The 16030-nt window shown below is 65.8% G+C and carries 14 protein-coding genes; 2 read left to right on the forward strand and 12 right to left on the reverse strand.

The window, feature by feature from the left end; genetic code table 11:
- Positions 1 to 13 precede the first annotated feature (13 nt).
- Positions 14 to 751, forward strand: coding sequence for an arginyltransferase (locus tag V7026_RS08080; protein ID WP_334154891.1), 738 nt, complete (start codon positions 14 to 16; stop codon positions 749 to 751).
- Between the two features lie 24 nt (positions 752 to 775).
- On the opposite strand, the gene V7026_RS08085 is transcribed toward V7026_RS08080, so the two are convergent.
- The 6 genes from V7026_RS08085 to ugpB all read right to left on the reverse strand — a co-directional run bounded on the left by V7026_RS08085 (position 776) and on the right by ugpB (position 7024).
- Positions 776 to 2107: a glycerol-3-phosphate dehydrogenase/oxidase gene (locus V7026_RS08085; protein WP_334154879.1), complete on the reverse strand. Its 1332-nt coding sequence runs from the start codon at positions 2105 to 2107 to the stop codon at positions 776 to 778.
- 10 nt (positions 2108 to 2117) lie between these two features.
- Positions 2118 to 2867, reverse strand: a complete 750-nt coding sequence (gene ugpQ / locus V7026_RS08090) for a glycerophosphodiester phosphodiesterase (RefSeq protein ID WP_334154880.1) — start codon at positions 2865 to 2867, stop codon at positions 2118 to 2120.
- Positions 2864 to 3871 (reverse strand): sn-glycerol-3-phosphate ABC transporter ATP-binding protein UgpC, encoded by a 1008-nt coding sequence (ugpC, locus tag V7026_RS08095; protein WP_334154881.1) that lies wholly within the window; start codon positions 3869 to 3871, stop codon positions 2864 to 2866. Before ugpC ends, ugpQ begins: the two co-directional genes overlap by 4 nt.
- 9 nt (positions 3872 to 3880) lie before the next feature.
- Entirely contained in the window at positions 3881 to 4744 is an 864-nt protein-coding gene (gene ugpE, locus V7026_RS08100) for a sn-glycerol-3-phosphate ABC transporter permease UgpE (protein WP_334154882.1), read from the reverse strand.
- Positions 4741 to 5625 (reverse strand): sn-glycerol-3-phosphate ABC transporter permease UgpA, encoded by an 885-nt coding sequence (gene ugpA / locus V7026_RS08105; RefSeq protein ID WP_334154883.1) that lies wholly within the window; start codon positions 5623 to 5625, stop codon positions 4741 to 4743. Before ugpA ends, ugpE begins: the two co-directional genes overlap by 4 nt.
- Positions 5626 to 5701: 76 nt before the next feature.
- On the reverse strand, positions 5702 to 7024 hold the full coding sequence (gene ugpB / locus V7026_RS08110; protein ID WP_334154884.1) for a sn-glycerol-3-phosphate ABC transporter substrate-binding protein UgpB: 1323 nt from the start codon (positions 7022 to 7024) through the stop codon (positions 5702 to 5704).
- A 200-nt stretch (positions 7025 to 7224) separates the two neighbouring features.
- On the opposite strand from ugpB, the gene V7026_RS08115 reads away from it, so the two are divergent.
- Positions 7225 to 8010, forward strand: a complete 786-nt coding sequence (locus V7026_RS08115) for an IclR family transcriptional regulator (RefSeq protein WP_334154885.1) — start codon at positions 7225 to 7227, stop codon at positions 8008 to 8010.
- 60 nt (positions 8011 to 8070) lie between these two features.
- Here V7026_RS08115 and V7026_RS08120 read toward each other — a convergent pair whose 3' ends face one another.
- From V7026_RS08120 to V7026_RS08145, 6 genes are all read right to left on the reverse strand, one after another.
- On the reverse strand, positions 8071 to 9333 hold the full coding sequence (locus V7026_RS08120; RefSeq protein ID WP_334154886.1) for a serine hydrolase: 1263 nt from the start codon (positions 9331 to 9333) through the stop codon (positions 8071 to 8073).
- Positions 9334 to 9483: 150 nt separating this feature from the next.
- Positions 9484 to 11025, reverse strand: a complete 1542-nt coding sequence (locus tag V7026_RS08125) for a 2-isopropylmalate synthase (protein ID WP_334154887.1) — start codon at positions 11023 to 11025, stop codon at positions 9484 to 9486.
- A gap of 251 nt (positions 11026 to 11276) precedes the next feature.
- Positions 11277 to 12080, reverse strand: a complete 804-nt coding sequence (pssA, locus tag V7026_RS08130; protein WP_334154888.1) for a CDP-diacylglycerol--serine O-phosphatidyltransferase — start codon at positions 12078 to 12080, stop codon at positions 11277 to 11279.
- A gap of 176 nt (positions 12081 to 12256) precedes the next feature.
- Positions 12257 to 13273 (reverse strand): ketol-acid reductoisomerase, encoded by a 1017-nt coding sequence (gene ilvC, locus V7026_RS08135; RefSeq protein ID WP_334154889.1) that lies wholly within the window; start codon positions 13271 to 13273, stop codon positions 12257 to 12259.
- Positions 13274 to 13304: 31 nt separating this feature from the next.
- Entirely contained in the window at positions 13305 to 13796 is a 492-nt protein-coding gene (gene ilvN, locus V7026_RS08140; protein ID WP_068609423.1) for an acetolactate synthase small subunit, read from the reverse strand.
- Positions 13797 to 13924: 128 nt separating this feature from the next.
- A complete protein-coding gene (locus tag V7026_RS08145) occupies positions 13925 to 15703 on the reverse strand; it encodes an acetolactate synthase 3 catalytic subunit (RefSeq protein ID WP_334154890.1) in 1779 nt (592 codons plus the stop codon).
- Positions 15704 to 16030: the final 327 nt, after the last annotated feature.

Consider the following 16030-nt stretch of genomic DNA (forward strand, 5'->3'; position numbering starts at 1 on the left):
CCTCCACACCCCCGTGACCCGCCTGCACGAATTGCCCCTGACCGCCGTGCACTTCTATGCCACGGCGCCGTACCCGTGCAGCTATCTGCCGCAGCGGCTGGCGCGCTCGCAGGTGGCCACCCCCAGCCACCTCATCCAGGGCGAGACCTACTCCCGCCTCGTAGCCAGCGGGTTTCGGCGCAGCGGCCTGTTCACCTACCGGCCCCATTGCGATGGCTGCCAGGCCTGCATCCCTTTGCGCGTGCGCGCCGCAGAGTTCACCCCCAACCGCAGCCAGCGCCGCGCCTGGCGTGAGCACGCCCCGCTGCACGCGCGGGTCATGCGCCTGGGCTATTCGCCCGCGCACTACGCCCTGTACCTGCGTTACCAGCGCGGCCGCCACGCGGGCGGTGGTATGGATCACGACAGCGTCGAGCAGTACAGCCAATTCCTGCTGCAAAGCCACGTCAATTCGCGACTGGTGGAGTTTTGGGCGCACGGTGACGCCGACAACCCGGACCGGCTGGTGATGGTGTCCTTGATCGACCTGCTCGACGACGGTCTGTCCGCGGTCTACACCTTTTACGACCCGGACTGGCCCGGCTCGCTAGGGACCTACGGCGTGCTGTGGCAGATCGAGCAGGCCCGCCGCCTGCACCTGCCCTATGTGTACCTGGGGTATTGGATAGCGGACAGCCCCAAAATGGCCTACAAGGTGCGCTTTCGTCCGTACGAGCTGTACCAGGACGGACGCTGGTGCACGGTGTCCTGAGGGTCTGCGGTGGCAGCGCCCCGGCTAGCGCGGCCGGTAGGCGGCCGCCAGTTGCAGGAAGGCTGAAAGGCCCGGGTCCAGCTGCGTTTCTTCCTGCAGAATGGCGGCCACGGCAGGGGCCATCTCGGCAGCCGCAGCGGCGTCCAGAAACAGCACCCGCCAGCGGCGCGCAAGCATGTCTTCCACGGTGCAGGCGTGTTCTTCTCGGGCGGCGAAGCGCACCATGGCTTCCGTGAGGCCAAAGCCGAGCTGCCGATCGGCCCCGGGACAGGCCAGCACGTCGGGCCACTCGCTGCCGTACAGGTGTGGGCCCGGGGGACGGTGCAACGGCACGCCTTGGGCACCCAGCGCCGCAGCGCCCACCAGCGGATAGCGGGCGCTGGCGCCTGCGGGCCTCAAGGGCAGCCAAGCGCGATCGAAACAGGCTTGCAACACGTCTTCGGCCATGGCGCGGTAGGTGGTCCACTTGCCTCCGGTGGCGGTGAGCAGGCCATTCGGATCGGTCACGATGGTGTGCTCGCGCGAGAGGGCTTGTGTGCCACCCCTAGCGGCTTTCGTCGGTGGAGCGACGAGCGGGCGCAGCCCCACCCATTGGCTGCGGATGTCGGCACGGCGCACCGGGCGGCTCAGCACCCGGGTGGCCTCGCTGAGAAGGAAGTCCAGCTCGGCATCGAACGGCTGTGGCTCGCGCGGCAAGTCCGAGCGGGGGGTGTCGGTGGTACCCAAAACGAGAGCCCCCATCCAGGGCACGGCAAAGAGCACCCGCCCATCCTGCGTGCGGGGCACGAGCAGCGCCTCTTCGCCGGGCATGAAGTCGCGGCTGACGACCAGATGCACGCCCTGGCTGGGCGAGACCAGCCGCGCGTCGTCGAACTGGCCGTCCCAGTAGCGCACGCCGCCGCGCAGGCCTTCGGCCCGCACGCCGGGCAAAGCGGCCAGGGTCTGCGCCCGCGACAGCCAGCGTGTGCGTCCCAAGCGCGCCGGGCCGGCCAGCACGTCGTAAAACTTCAGGCCCAGGCCATAAAACGGGGCGTGCCACCAACGCAACGCCGGCATCACGAACGGCAGCGGCTGGGCCAGATGGGGGGCCAGCCGCATCACGGTGGCGCGTTCGGCCAAGGCCTCGCGCACCAGCCCCAGATGGCCCTGGGCCAGGTAGCGCACGCCACCGTGCAGCAGCTTGGTGGAGCGCGAGGAGGTGCCGCTGCCAAAGTCGTGGGACTCCAGCAGCGTCACGGAAAATCCGCGCAGCGCCGCATCCAGCGCCACGCCCAGGCCGGTGGCACCACCCCCGACGACGGCGAGGTCGAACACGCCAGCCCCGGCCAATCGGGCCCACCGAGCGGATCGTCGCATGGCGGCGGGCTCAGACCGAGGACGGCAGGTGCATGACGTCGGTGATCAGGCCCTCGACGCCCAGTTGGCGCAAGCGCCTGGCCTTGGCCACGTCGTTGACGGTGTAGCTGAGCATGCGCCAGCCGTGGCGCTGCGCGGTCTGCATGAGGGCCGCGTCAATCAGCCGGTGGTGACACACCAACGCCACGAACTGCAGCGCCTCGGCCACGCCCTCCCAGCCAGGCCAGGGACTTTCCAGCAGCAGGCCGCGCGGCAGTTCGGGAGCGGCCTGCAGGGCGGCCTGCAGGGCATGGGGCTGAAACGAGGTGAGCAGCGGCGGCACGGCCGCCCGAGCCCACAGCGTCTGGGCGGCGCGGGCCACGGCCGCGCCGGTGGCCGTTTCGTGACCGGGCACCGGCTTGATTTCCAGATTCACCAGCGCGCCGCGCGCCTCACACCAAGCAGCGAGTTGGTCGAGCCGCAACAGTCGCTCGCCCGCGTAGCGCGCCGAATGCCAGCCGCCGGCGTCGAGCCGCGCCAAATCGTCCCAAGTCAGATGCTCGACCGGCCCGCGGCCGTTGGTGGTGCGGTCCAACGTGGCATCGTGCAGCAGGTAAGGCACGCCGTCGGCGCTGAGCTTGACGTCGCATTCGAACATGCGAAAACCCGCCTCCCAGCCGCGCTGGAAGGCTGCAAGGGTGTTTTCCGGCGCGTCCTTTCCTGCGCCACGGTGCGCGATCCACAGGGGATAGGGCCATGGGGTTGGCTGTGCAGTGCTCATACGCGGCGCAGGCCCGTGCTGACGTCGAACCCGTGAATGCAAGCCTCGAGGGGGCGAACGCGAACCGTCTCGCCCAGTGCGGGGCAGGCCTCCTGCGCCGGGATGCGCATGGTCAGGTTCTCCTGGCCCAAGCGCAAATGCAGCAAGCGCTCGGCGCCCAGCAGCTCGATGGAATCGACCACGCAAGCCCAACCCTGCTCGTCCCACTGCAGGTGCTCGGGCCGAATACCCCAAACCGTGCCGGCCGGTACTCCGGGGGCGTGGCGCAGCAAGTTCATGGGCGGTGCCCCCATGAAGCCGGCCACGAACAGGCTGGCCGGACGACGGTACACCTCCTCGGGCGTGCCAAACTGCTCCATGCGGCCGCCGTTCATCACCATCACGCGCTGCGCGAGGGTCATCGCCTCCACTTGGTCATGCGTAACGAACAGCGAGGTGATGCCCAGCGTGCGGTGCAGTTTCTGGATTTCCAGCCGGGTCTGGGCACGCAGCTTGGCGTCGAGGTTGGACAGGGGTTCATCAAACAGGAACACTTGCGGCTGGCGCACGATGGCGCGGCCCATGGCGACGCGCTGGCGCTGCCCGCCCGAGAGCTGGCTGGGGCGACGTTGCAACAGCTCCGAAAGTTCCAACATCTTGGCCGCCGCTTCCACGCGGGCACGCACCTCGGCCCCCGGCAGGCGCCGAATGCGAAGGCCGTAGGCCATGTTGTCGAACACGCTCATGTGGGGATAGAGCGCGTAGTTCTGAAACACCATGGCAATGTCGCGCTTGGCCGGCTCGATGTGGTTGACGGTTCGCCCGCCGATGGTGATCTCCCCACCCGTGATGTCTTCCAGACCCGCGACCATGCGCAACAGCGTGCTCTTGCCGCAGCCCGATGGGCCGACGATGACGACGAATTCGCCATCCTGGATCTGTGCATCCAAGCCATGAATCACCTGCACGGCAGCCGGGCCAACCCCATAGCGTTTGACTACTTGTTGGAATCCAAGAGAAGCCACGTTGTATCCTTATTTTTCGCTGTCCACCAAACCGCGGACGAACCATTTCTGCATCAGCACCACCACCAGCGCAGGCGGCAGCAGGGCCAGCACGGTGGTGGCCATGACCAGATTCCAGTCGGTGGTGGCGTCGCCGGTGCCGATCATCTTGGCGATGCCCACGACGATGGTGTCGAGGTGGATGTCGGTGACGATGAGCAGGGGCCAGAGGTACTGGTTCCAGCCGTACACGAACAGAATGACGAACAGCGCGGCGATTTGCACGCGCGTCAACGGCAGTACCACGTCCCAGAAAAAGCGCAGCGGGCCAGCGCCGTCGATCTTGGCGGCCTCGACCAGTTCATCCGGCAAGGTCAGAAAGAACTGGCGAAACAGCAGCGTGGCCGTGGCCGACACCATCAACGGCAGCGTGAGTCCGGCAAAGGTGTTGATGAGGCCCAACTCGGTCACCACCTGATAGGTGGGCAGGATGCGCACTTCCACCGGCAACATGAGCGTGATAAAGATGAGCCAGAACAACAGCATGCGCCCCGGGAAGCGGAAAAACACCACCGCATAGGCCGACAGGATCGACACCACGATCTTGCCCACGGCAATGACCAACGCCATGGCTAGACTGTTGCGCAGCATGGTCCACACCGGCGGCGACAGGTGAGTTCCTCCCAGGCCGTCGATCAACGCCTGACGGTAGTTCGCCCAGCCGTGCTCACCCGGCAGCAGCGGCATGGGCGCCTGGGCAATCTCTGGATTGCTGAGCGTGGAGGCCACGAAAGCCAGGTAAAGCGGAAAGGCCGTGATGGCCAGGCCGACCCACAGCACGAGGTGGGCGAACCATTGGGATCGGTTCGCCGACGCGGCGGCAAGCGTTTTCATGCGTAATGCACCTTGCGTTCGACGAAGCGAAACTGCACCAGCGTCAGGCCGATGACCAGCAGCATCAGCAACACGGACTGCGCCGCCGAGCCGCCCAGATCCATGGCCACGATGCCGTCGTAGTACACCTTGTAGACCAGGATTTCGGTGGCCTTGGCCGGCCCGCCAGCGGTCACGGCGTGGATCACACCAAAGGTGTCGAAGAAGGCATAGACCAGCCCGACCACCAGCAAGAAGAACGTGGTAGGCGACAGCAACGGAAAGACGATGGTGCGGAAGCGATACCAGGGACCGGCGCCATCGATGGCCGCCGCTTCCAGCAACGACCGCGGGATCGACTGCAGACCCGCGAGGAAGAACAGAAAGTTGTAGGCAGTCTGCTTCCACGCCGAAGCCAGAATGACCAGGATCATCGCGTCGGTTCCATCGAGCGTTGGGTTCCACTCCACGCCGAGGCCGCGCAGGGCGTGAGCGACCACACCGATGGACGGAGTGAACATGAACAGCCACAGCACGCCCGCGATGGCCGGCGCAATCGAGTACGGCACCATCAGCCCGGTGGTATAGGCGCCGCGCCCACGGATGAGGGCATCGGCGGCGACGGCCAGCGCCAGCGCCGGCACGAGGGCCAAGACGGTCACGGCGGCGGAAAACACCAGCGTGCGCACCACCGAGTCGTAGTAAGCCGGATCGGCGAGTACGGCCTGGAAATTCTCCAACCCGACCCAGCGCACCGCCAGACCGAAGGGATCCTGCTGCTGGAAGGCCATCATCACGGCCTGGGCACTGGGCCAGATAAAGAAAACCAACGTTACCGCCAGTTGGGGGGCCAGCAGCACATAGGGCAGCCAGCGGCTGGGGAACATGACTTTTCTTTGCATAAAACCAAGCACCCCTCACCGAGGGGTGGTCACTTGGCGAATGAAACGGCCGGCGCCGTGCCGACCCCGGCTTCGATCAGTTGGCCGAACGCTCGAAAGCGCGCAGCAGGGCGTTGCCGCGGCGTTCGAAGTTGACCATCGCCTGCTTGGCGCTCTGACGGCCCTGCAGGGCGCGCTCGACCTCCTCGTGGTAGACATCGCGGATCTCAGTCCAGCGACCGAAGCGATAACCGTTGGTGTGCTCGCCCTTGGCACCCTCGATCAGCGAGAGGATGGGCACATCGCGGCCAGGATTTTTCTCGAAGAAGCCTTCATCCTTCATCGCTTTGAAGGCGCTGTTGGTGGCCGGCAGAAAGCCCGTGGTCTTGGCCCACTCGGTCATGACCTTGTCGGAGCGCAGGAAGTCGAGGAACTTGGCCACACCACGGAATTCGTGGTCGGTGCGGTTGGGCGCGTTGAACACCCACAGGGATGCACCGCCGATGGTGGTGGCATAGGGCGCGCCTTTCACATCGGGCCAATAGGGCAGTTGGGCGGTGCCGAATTCGAACTTGGCGTCGCGCGCGATAGCGCCGAGCCCACCGGAGGACTGGGTCAGCATGGCGCATTCGCCGCTGATGAACTTGGCCGCCGCGTCGTTGGAGCGCCCACCGTAGTCAAAGCGCTTGTCCTGCTGCATGTCCATCAGGGTCTGGACCATGCGTTCGTTCATGGGGTTGGTCACGGTCAGACTGGTGCCCAAGCCGCCACGGCCGTTGCCCAGCGTGCCCATCTGCAGGTTGTGGCGCGAGCTGAACTGCTCCAGCATGACCCAGGCCAGCCATGTGGTGGTGAAGCCGCACGGCGCGGCGTTGGTGGCTCGGATCTTGCCTGCAGCGTCGATCAGCTCCGGCCAAGTGCGTGGCGGCTTGTCGGGGTTGAGGCCGGCCTTGCGGAACGCGTCCTTGTTGTAGAACAGCACGGCAGTGGAAACATTGAACGGCATGGACAGCAGATCCCCATTGGGCAGGCCGTAGTAGCCGCGCGCCGGGGCGATGAAATCGGCCGGATCGAAGCGGATGTTGGCGCGCTTGAACACCTCGGAGACCGGGATGATGGCGCCGCGGGCTTGGACCATGTCGCCGGAGCCGGCATCGAACATTTGCATGATGTGCGGCGGGTTGCCGGCACGGAATGCGGCCACGGCCGCGGCGCGCTGCTCGGGGTACTGCCCTTTGAACGACACGACCACGCGGTATTCGTTCTGCGACTTGTTGAAGTCGTCACCGAAGCGACTGAGCAGCTCACCCGATGGCCCCGTCAAACCCATCCACATGTGGATTTCGGTCGGGGCCTGTTGAGCCGACGCGGCGCCCGCAAGGGCCAAGGTGCAGGCCAACAGGATACGCTTGAGTGACATGGATCGACGCTCCTTTGTAAAAACGAAAATGCACCGCAGGCAACCTGCACCGACGCGGCATCCCGATGCAGGGTATGAGGGCTTTTTGAAAAATCTGTGAAACGGACGTTGGAAGCCTTCTCGCCGCACTCGCCGCCGTGGGTCAGCGCGTCTCCATTTCATTTGATAAAATGTTTTGCCAGGGCTTACAACGCATTCCCATGCGCCGAACGCACGACCCCATCCCTCCACGGCCCAGCGTGCAGGTGCTCGAGCGCATGTTCGCCCTGCTCGACGTCCTGTCGCGGCACGAGGATCCCGTGTCGCTCAAAACGCTGGGCGAAGAAACCGGTTTGCACCCCTCCACCGCCCACCGCATCCTCAACGACCTGGCGATCGGCCGCTTCGTGGAGCGCCCCGAACCTGGCATGTATCGGCTGGGCCTACGCCTGCTGGAGTTGGGCAACCTCGTCAAGGCGCGGCTGGATGTGCGTGAAGTCGCCGTCGGTCCGATGCGCGAGCTGCACCGCCAAATCCAGCAGCCGGTCAACCTGAGCGTGCGCCAGGGTGACGAGATCGTCTACATCGAGCGTGCCTACAGCGAGCGCTCGGGCATGCAGGTGGTGCGCGCCATCGGGGGGCGGGCGCCGCTGCATCTGACCTCCGTGGGCAAACTGTTCCTCGCGCAAGAGGACCCGCAGCGCCTGCGCGCCTATGCCACCCGCACCGGGCTGGCTGGCAACACCCCCAACAGCATCACCCAACTGCCGGTTCTGGAGAAAGAGTTGGCCCTGTGTCGGCGACTCGGGGTGGCGCGCGACAACGAGGAGCTCGAGCCCGGCGTGCGCTGCATGGCCGCCGGCATCCACGACGACCAAGGGCGGCTCGTCGCGGGCCTGTCGATCTCCGCCCCCGCCAACCGCATCGACGAGAGCTGGCTGCCCAAGCTCCAGGCCACCGCGGCCGAAATCAGCGCCGCGCTCGGCTATCGCGGCGAGCGCTCCTGACCAGCCCTCGCCCGACCGACCCTCGTCTGTCCCCGTCCCATCGGCGTGGCGCGGCTGGCCTCACCCCGGCAGGCGTTCGGTCCAACGATCCGCCACGGGATCGGCGTTTGCGTCCCACGGCTGCGACAGGCGCTCCGGCATCAGCGTCTCGCGCTTGCCCGCCCCGGAACGCAGCAACGACTGCTCCAGCCAGCGCAGCAAGCGCTCCGCATCCGTCCAGCGCGCCGACGAATCCGTGGCATCCATCAGCACCATGATCAGGTCGCGCCCCGCCAGCCGCACCTGCATGGCGACACAGCGACCGGCCTCGCGGATGTAGCCGGTCTTTTGCAGCAGGATGTCCCACTCGCTTTCGCGCACCAGCTTGTTGCTGTTGCGGTAATGCACCACGCGCCGGCCGCTGGCCAGTTCGTACTCGGGCGATGTGGTCAACTCGCGCAGCACCGGACGCTCGGCCGCGGCGGACACGAGCCGCGCCAGATCGCGTGGGCTGGACTGGTTGTCGCTGGACAGGCCGGTGGGCTCGACGAAGCGGGTGGCGCCCATACCCAACTCGGCCGCCTTGCGGTTCATGGCCGCAACGAACGCAGGAATGCCCCCCGGATAGGTCCGCCCCAGCGCATGGGCCGCGCGGTTCTCGCTGGACATGAGGGCGAGGTGCAGGGCCTCGGCCCGCGACAGGCGCGTGCCCACCGCTAGGCGCGATCCGCTGCCCTTGAGGCGATCAACGTCGTCCGCCGTGATGGTGAGGATTTCATCCATCGGCAGACCGGCGTCGGCGATCACCAGCCCGGTCATCAGTTTGGTTAGCGACGCGATGGGCAGCACCGCCGCGTCATTCTTGCCGACCAGCACCGCGTTGGTGTCGCGGTCGACGACCAGCACGGCGTTGGAGTTGAGGCGCACCGGATCGAGCGACAGTGCATGCGCGTCGTCCGCCCCACCCGATGCCGGCACGGACGCCAACGCTGTACCCGAGAACGCGGCCGCCCCTGCAGACACGGATACCAGCGTCGCGCGTGTCCGCGACATGGGCGCGGCAGCCGCGCGCGGTGCCGCGGCGGCGGAAAGCGCCGTCTGCGCCTTGGAGGCCACAGGCTTGGCCGATGCGGCTTGGCGATCGACCCCTCGTTGCACCCGATGTTTGGCGCGCGGCGCGGCCTTGGCAGCTTTGGCCCGCGCCTTGGCCGGGGGTTTGGCGCGGTCCGCCTTTGCGCTCACCGCCACGGCCGCCGCGTGCGCCGCGTGCGGCGGCAGACTCAAACCCCATCCGACCAGAGCGAGCGCCAGCGCCCGCGCGCCCCACAACAGCGTCTTGTACATGGTGTCGGCCCCATAGCCATCGACAAGGTTGGCAGTATAGGGGATTGATCGCTCAAAACACCCTTTTCGACACCGTGTTAGGCAAAATGTTTGAGCCGTTTCCACAACACCGGGGCCGCGCCCACCGTCCAGCCCCGGCGCAACGCCCGCTCAGCCCTGCGCGGCAACGCGATCGACCTTGCTGTGCAGCTTGTTGAGAGCCGACAAATAGGCCTTGGCCGAAGCGACGACGATGTCCGGATCGGCCCCCACGCCGTTGACCACGCGCCCGCCGTGCTGCAGGCGAATCGTCACCTCGCCCTGCGACTCGGTGGAGCCGCTGGTGATGGCGTTGACCGAGTACAGCAGCAGCTCCGCGCCACTCTTGACGTGCGACTCGATGGCCTTGATGCTGGCGTCCACCGGCCCGTTGCCGTCGGCCTCGCCCACATACTCCTTGCCGTCGATGGTAAAGACGACGCGCGCGTGTGGGCGCTCGCCGGTCTCAGAGTGCTGCGACAGCGACACCAGGCCGTACTGCTCCTTCTCCGGCGTGACGCTCTCGTCGCTAACCAGCGCCAGAATGTCCTCGTCAAAGATTTCGGCCTTACGATCGGCCAGCTCTTTGAACTTGGCAAAGGCCGTGTTGAGGTCCGTCTCGGACTCCATCTCGATGCCCAGCTCCTGCAGGCGCTGCTTGAAAGCGTTGCGCCCCGACAGCTTGCCCAGCACGATCTTGTTCGCACTCCAGCCCACGTCCTCGGCGCGCATGATTTCGTAGGTGTCGCGCGCCTTGAGTACGCCGTCCTGGTGGATGCCGCTGGCATGCGCAAACGCATTCGCCCCCACCACCGCCTTGTTCGGCTGCACGACGAAGCCCGTGGTCTGGCTAACCATGCGGCTGGCGGGCACGATCTGCGTGGTGTCGATGCCGACCTCCAGCCCAAAGTAATCGCGGCGGGTCTTGACCGCCATGACGATCTCCTCCAGCGAGCAGTTGCCCGCCCGCTCCCCCAGGCCGTTGATCGTGCATTCGACCTGGCGCGCCCCACCGATCTTGACGCCGGCCAAGGAGTTGGCCACCGCCATGCCCAGGTCATTGTGGCAGTGCACGCTCCAGATCGCCTTGTCGGAGTTGGGGATGCGCTCGCGCAGGGTCTTGATGAAATGGCCATACAACTCCGGCACCGCATAGCCGACGGTATCCGGGATGTTGATGGTCGTCGCCCCTTCGGCGATTACCGTCTCCAGCACGCGGCAGAGAAAGTCCGGCTCGCTGCGGTAGCCGTCCTCGGGGCTGAATTCGATATCGGCACACAGATCGCGCGCAAAGCGCACCGCCTGCCGCGCCTGCTCCAGCACCTGCTCAGGCGTCATGCGCAGCTTCTTCTCCATGTGCAGCGGACTGGTGGCGATGAAGGTGTGGATGCGCGCGCGGTTGGCCCCGCGCAGCGCCTCGGCTGCGCGCGCGATGTCGCGGTCGTTGGCCCGGGCCAGCGAGCAAACGGTGGAGTCCTTGATCGTGTCGGCAATCGCCTTGACCGCCTCGAAATCGCCGTTGGAACTGGCCGCAAAGCCCGCCTCGATCACATCGACGCGCAGCCGCTCGAGCTGGCGCGCGATGCGGAGCTTTTCGTCCTTGGTCATTGAGGCGCCCGGGGACTGCTCGCCGTCGCGCAGGGTGGTGTCGAAGATGATCAGCTTGTCGGTCATGGCGGAACTCCTGCTAGGGGTGGCTGTGGTCGCAACCCATGCGCTGCCGGCAAAACAAACGGCCCGCAGCGGGGGGCATGCGGGCCGTGGGGGTTTGGAAGCGCGCGCTAAACCGCCTGCCCGCAACGAGGTAGCAGCAGTAGGCGGATCGACGCGATTTCCATGGCTTCAATGTAACACAAGCGGCACGGCGCGCGCGATGGACGGGCGATAGACCATGACGATCGCCTCGATGGGCTGCGCCTCGCCGCTCAGTCGTGCAGCCCGCGCTCGTCCGGTTCGTCGGTGGATGTGCTGACGACGCTGACCGGCCGCCCCTTGGATTTGCGCACGGCATACACGACGTAACCGGACAGCCCGTACAGCACGAACAGCGCGAACAGCACCGTCGGTGGGTGAATGTTGATGACGGCGATGCCCAGCGCGATGGCCACCAGCGTCGCAAACGGCACGCTGCGCTTGAGGCTCAGGTCCTTGAAGCTGTAGAAGGGCACGTTGGTCACCATCGTCAGCCCGGCGTACAGCGTCAGCGCAAACAGCGCCCACTGCAGGCCATCGCCGTCGTGGCCGGCGTCGGTGGCAAGCCAAATGAAGCCGGCCACCAGCGCCGCTGCCGCCGGTGATGGCAGGCCTTGGAAATAGCGCTTGTCGACCACATGCGTGTTGACGTTAAAGCGCGCCAGCCGCAGCGCCGCACAGGCGCAGTAAACGAACGCAGCGATCCAGCCCCAGCGCTCCAGATCGCGCAGCGCCCATTCGTAGGCTACCAAGGCGGGCGCTGCACCGAACGAGACCATGTCCGACAGCGAGTCCATTTGCTCGCCGAAGGCGCTCTGCGTGTGCGTCAGGCGCGCGATGCGGCCGTCCAGGCTGTCCAGCACCATCGCGACGAAGATGCCGCTGGTGGCCAGATCGTAGCGGCCATTCATGGCCATCACGATGGCGTAGAAGCCGCCAAACAGCGCCGCCAGCGTCACCAAGTTGGGCAGAACATAAATGCCCTTCGCGCGCCGCGGCGCCTCCGGGGAGGGAGAAATGTCAGAACCGTCGAGCATGAACCAAAGCCACTGCAAGGGGACTGGCCCGACGCGACGCGCGCGCTGGCCGAGCGCAAGTGTACGCCCACGCGGGACAGCCCACGCGCCCCCCGTGCAACAACGCCCGCGGGCGGACACGGCGTGCCGCACGCGGGCGTTCAGGAGGGAGCGGCCGGCCATCGGCCGGCGACCCATCAGTTGCGGCTCTGATCGACCAGCTTGTTTTTGGCGATCCAGGGCATCATCGCCCGCAACTGGGCGCCGACCACTTCGATCGGGTGCGCGGCCAGGTTGCGGCGGCGGGCCGTCATGCTCGGGTAGTTCAGGCGGCCTTCCTGGATGAACATCTTGGCGTAATCGCCATTCTGGATGCGCTCCAGCGCCTTGCGCATGGCCTTGCGGGACTCTTCGTTGATCACCTCGGGCCCGGTGACGTACTCGCCAAACTCCGCGTTGTTGGAGATGGAGTAGTTCATGTTGGCAATGCCGCCCTCGTACATCAGGTCGACGATGAGCTTCAACTCGTGCAAACACTCGAAATAGGCCATCTCGGGCGCGTAGCCGGCTTCGACCAACGTCTCGAAGCCCATCTTGACCAGTTCCACCGCGCCACCGCACAGCACGGCCTGCTCGCCGAACAAGTCGGTCTCGGTCTCTTCCTTGAAGGTGGTCTCGATGATGCCAGCCTTGCCACCGCCGTTGGCCATGGCATAGCTCAGCGCCAGATCACGCGCCTTGCCGCTTTTGTCCTGGTGCACCGCCACCAGATGCGGCACACCGCCACCCTGCAGATAGGTGCTGCGCACGGTGTGGCCCGGGGCCTTGGGCGCGACCATCCACACGTCCAGATCGGCGCGCGGCACCACCTGGTTGTAGTGCACATTGAAGCCGTGCGCGAACGCCAGGGACGCGCCCGGTTTGATGTGCGGGGCGACATTCTGGTTGTAGACCTCGGCGATCTGCTCGTCGGGCAGCAGAATCATCACGACATCCGCCGCCTTGACCGCGTCATTGACCTCCATCACGGTCAGGCCCGCTTTTTCGGCCTTGCCCCAGGACGCGCCGCCCTTGCGCAAACCGACGACAACCTTGACACCGCTGTCGTTGAGGTTTTGCGCATGCGCGTGGCCTTGGCTGCCATAGCCGATGATGGCCACGGTCTTGCCTTTGATCAGGCTCAGGTCACAGTCCTTGTCGTAGAAGACTTTCATTGTTCGCTCCAGGTGAAAAAGGGGGGTGGGTTCAGACGCGCAGAATGCGCTCGCCGCGGCCGATGCCGCAGGCACCAGTGCGCACCGTCTCTAGAATGGCGCTGCGGTCGATGGCTTGCAGAAATGCATCATTCTTGGCCTGGTCGCCGGTGAGCTCGATGGTGTAGCTCTTCTCGGTCACGTCGATGATGCGGCCGCGGAAGATGTCGGCCATGCGCTTCATCTCCTCGCGCTCCTTGCCGACGGCGCGCACCTTGACCAGCATCAGCTCGCGCTCGGTGTAAGCGCCCTCGGTCAGATCGACGACTTTGACGACCTCGATCAGGCGGTTGAGGTGCTTGGTGATCTGCTCGATGACGTCGTCCGAGCCGGTCGTCTGGATCGTCATGCGCGACAGGGACGGATCCTCGGTCGGCGCCACCGTCAGCGACTCGATGTTGTAGCCCCGGGCCGAGAACAGCCCGACGACGCGCGACAGGGCCCCGGCCTCGTTTTCCAGCAGAACGGCGATGATGTGTTTCATGGGAGAGATTCCTCTTTTCGGCCGCCCTCCCCCGCCCCCGGTAAGGGGCGGGCTTGGCGGTCAATAGATTCCTCGGATTCGTCGTCAGCGGGCCGTCCCCACGCCGGGGGCCACCCGCTGCGATGGCATCACAGGTCCTCGCTGCCGAGCAGCATCTCGGTGATGCCCTTGCCCGCCTGGACCATGGGCCAGACATTCTCGGTCGGGTCGGTGCGAAAGTCGATGAACACCGTGCGATCCTTGAGCCTGCGCGCCTCGCGCAGCGCGGGCTCGACGTCCTGCGGCCGCTCCACGAGCAGGCCGACATGCCCATAGGCCTCGGCCAGCTTGACGAAGTTGGGCAGCGCATCCATGTAGGAGTGGCTGTAGCGGCCAGAGTACTCGATCTCCTGCCACTGGCGCACCATGCCCAAGTAGCGGTTGTTCAGTGACAGGATTTTGATCGGCGTGTTGTACTGCAGGCAGGTGGACAGTTCCTGGATGCACATCTGCACCGAGCCTTCCCCTGTCACGCAGAACACCTCGGCCTCGGGTTTGGCCAGCTTGATGCCCATGGCATAAGGGATGCCCACGCCCATGGTGCCCAGACCGCCCGAGTTGATCCAGCGCCGCGGCTGGTCGAACTTATAGAACTGCGCCGCCCACATCTGGTGCTGGCCAACGTCCGAGGTGATGTAGGCCTCGACATCCTTGGTCATGTTCCAGAGGGTCTCGATGACCATCTGCGGCTTGATCACGTCGGTGTTGTCGCGGTCGTAGCGCAGGCAGTCGCGCGAGCGCCAGCCCTCGATCGTCTCCCACCAAGCGGCCAGCGCCCGCTCATCCGGACGGACCGGGCTTTCGCGCACCATCGCGATCAGCTCGGTCAACACTTCCTTGACATCCCCGACGATGGGCACATCCACCTTGACGCGCTTGGAGATGCTGGACGGGTCGATATCGATGTGGATGATCTTGCGCTCGATCTGGGCGAAGTGCTTGGGGTTGCCGATGACGCGATCGTCGAAACGCGCCCCCACCGCCAGCAGCACGTCGCAGTTCTGCATGGCGTTGTTGGCCTCGAACGTGCCGTGCATACCCAGCATGCCCAAAAAGCGCCGGTCGGTCGCCGGAAACGCCCCCAAACCCATCAGGGTGTTGGTTACGGGGTAGTTGAGCAGGTCCACGAGCTCCCGCAACTCCGACACCGCATGGCCCAGAATGACACCGCCGCCCGTGTAGATGTAAGGCCGCTTGGCGCTCAGCAACAGTTGCAGCGCCTTGCGGATCTGTCCGCCGTGGCCCTTGCGCACCGGGTTGTAGGAGCGCATCGTGACGCTCTCCGGATAGCCGGTGAACGCGGTCTTCTTGAAGGACACGTCCTTGGGAATGTCCACCACCACCGGCCCGGGACGGCCGGTACGCGCGATGTGGAAGGCCTTTTTGATCGTGCTGGCCAGATCGCGCACATCCTTGACCAAGAAGTTGTGCTTGACGATGGGCCGGGTGATGCCGACGGTGTCGCACTCCTGGAACGCGTCCAGACCAATGGCGGCCGTGGGCACCTGCCCGGTGATGATGACCATCGGGATGGAGTCCATGTACGCCGTGGCGATGCCGGTGATGGCATTGGTCACGCCTGGACCGCTGGTGACCAGCGCCACGCCGACTTCGCCGGTGGCGCGCGCGTAGCCGTCGGCCGCATGCACAGCCGCCTGCTCGTGGCGCACCAGCACATGCTGGATGCTGTCTTGCTTGTAGAGCGCGTCGTAGATGTAGAGGACGGCGCCGCCCGGGTAGCCCCAGACGTATTTCACCCCTTCGGCCTGCAGGCACTTGACGAGCACCTCCGCACCCATGAGCTCGGCGGCGAGGGGTTGACTGGCGGCAGCCGCGGCGGATGCGATTTCGGCCTTGTTGATTTCCATGGCAAACAACCTTTCAGTATTTCTCTGACGAAAAACCTCCGGTGCCCCTCGATCGCGCCCTTGTGAGGCGGCTTTGGGACTTGAGGCCAAGGCCATGGCGGTTGATCCGCGACCTTGACCCGTTTCGGGCTGGCAATGATGAATACCAACCGTCATTATGGCACTGCAGCATGCAAACTCCGCACCCCGGGCCGGATTTTTTCCGCGCTGGGCAGGCGCGCGGGACATGCGACAATGCCCGACCGGATTTCTCTGGCTCCGACCGCTTCCCCGCCGCGCGCCTGCCCAGCGCGGAAAAAATCCGGCCCGGGGTGCGGAGTTTGCATG

Origin of the sequence: Tepidimonas sp. (genome assembly GCF_036825565.1) — a bacterium.
In the GTDB taxonomy this organism is placed as follows: Bacteria; Pseudomonadota; Gammaproteobacteria; order Burkholderiales; family Burkholderiaceae_C; genus Tepidimonas.

What these genes read in the sequence shown, in the direction of transcription:
- V7026_RS08085 (WP_334154879.1), bottom strand. Translation starts at nt 2,107, where the DNA reads ATGCGACGATCCGCTCGGTGGGCCCGATTGGCCGGGGCTGGCGTGTTC.
- ugpQ (WP_334154880.1), bottom strand. Translation starts at nt 2,867, where the DNA reads ATGAGCACTGCACAGCCAACCCCATGGCCCTATCCCCTGTGGATCGCG.
- ugpE (WP_334154882.1), bottom strand. Translation starts at nt 4,744, where the DNA reads ATGAAAACGCTTGCCGCCGCGTCGGCGAACCGATCCCAATGGTTCGCC.
- ugpA (WP_334154883.1), bottom strand. Translation starts at nt 5,625, where the DNA reads ATGCAAAGAAAAGTCATGTTCCCCAGCCGCTGGCTGCCCTATGTGCTG.
- ugpB (WP_334154884.1), bottom strand. Translation starts at nt 7,024, where the DNA reads ATGTCACTCAAGCGTATCCTGTTGGCCTGCACCTTGGCCCTTGCGGGC.
- V7026_RS08115 (WP_334154885.1), top strand. Translation starts at nt 7,225, where the DNA reads ATGCGCCGAACGCACGACCCCATCCCTCCACGGCCCAGCGTGCAGGTG.
- V7026_RS08120 (WP_334154886.1), bottom strand. Translation starts at nt 9,333, where the DNA reads ATGTACAAGACGCTGTTGTGGGGCGCGCGGGCGCTGGCGCTCGCTCTG.
- V7026_RS08125 (WP_334154887.1), bottom strand. Translation starts at nt 11,025, where the DNA reads ATGACCGACAAGCTGATCATCTTCGACACCACCCTGCGCGACGGCGAG.
- pssA (WP_334154888.1), bottom strand. Translation starts at nt 12,080, where the DNA reads ATGCTCGACGGTTCTGACATTTCTCCCTCCCCGGAGGCGCCGCGGCGC.
- ilvC (WP_334154889.1), bottom strand. Translation starts at nt 13,273, where the DNA reads ATGAAAGTCTTCTACGACAAGGACTGTGACCTGAGCCTGATCAAAGGC.
- ilvN (WP_068609423.1), bottom strand. Translation starts at nt 13,796, where the DNA reads ATGAAACACATCATCGCCGTTCTGCTGGAAAACGAGGCCGGGGCCCTG.
- V7026_RS08145 (WP_334154890.1), bottom strand. Translation starts at nt 15,703, where the DNA reads ATGGAAATCAACAAGGCCGAAATCGCATCCGCCGCGGCTGCCGCCAGT.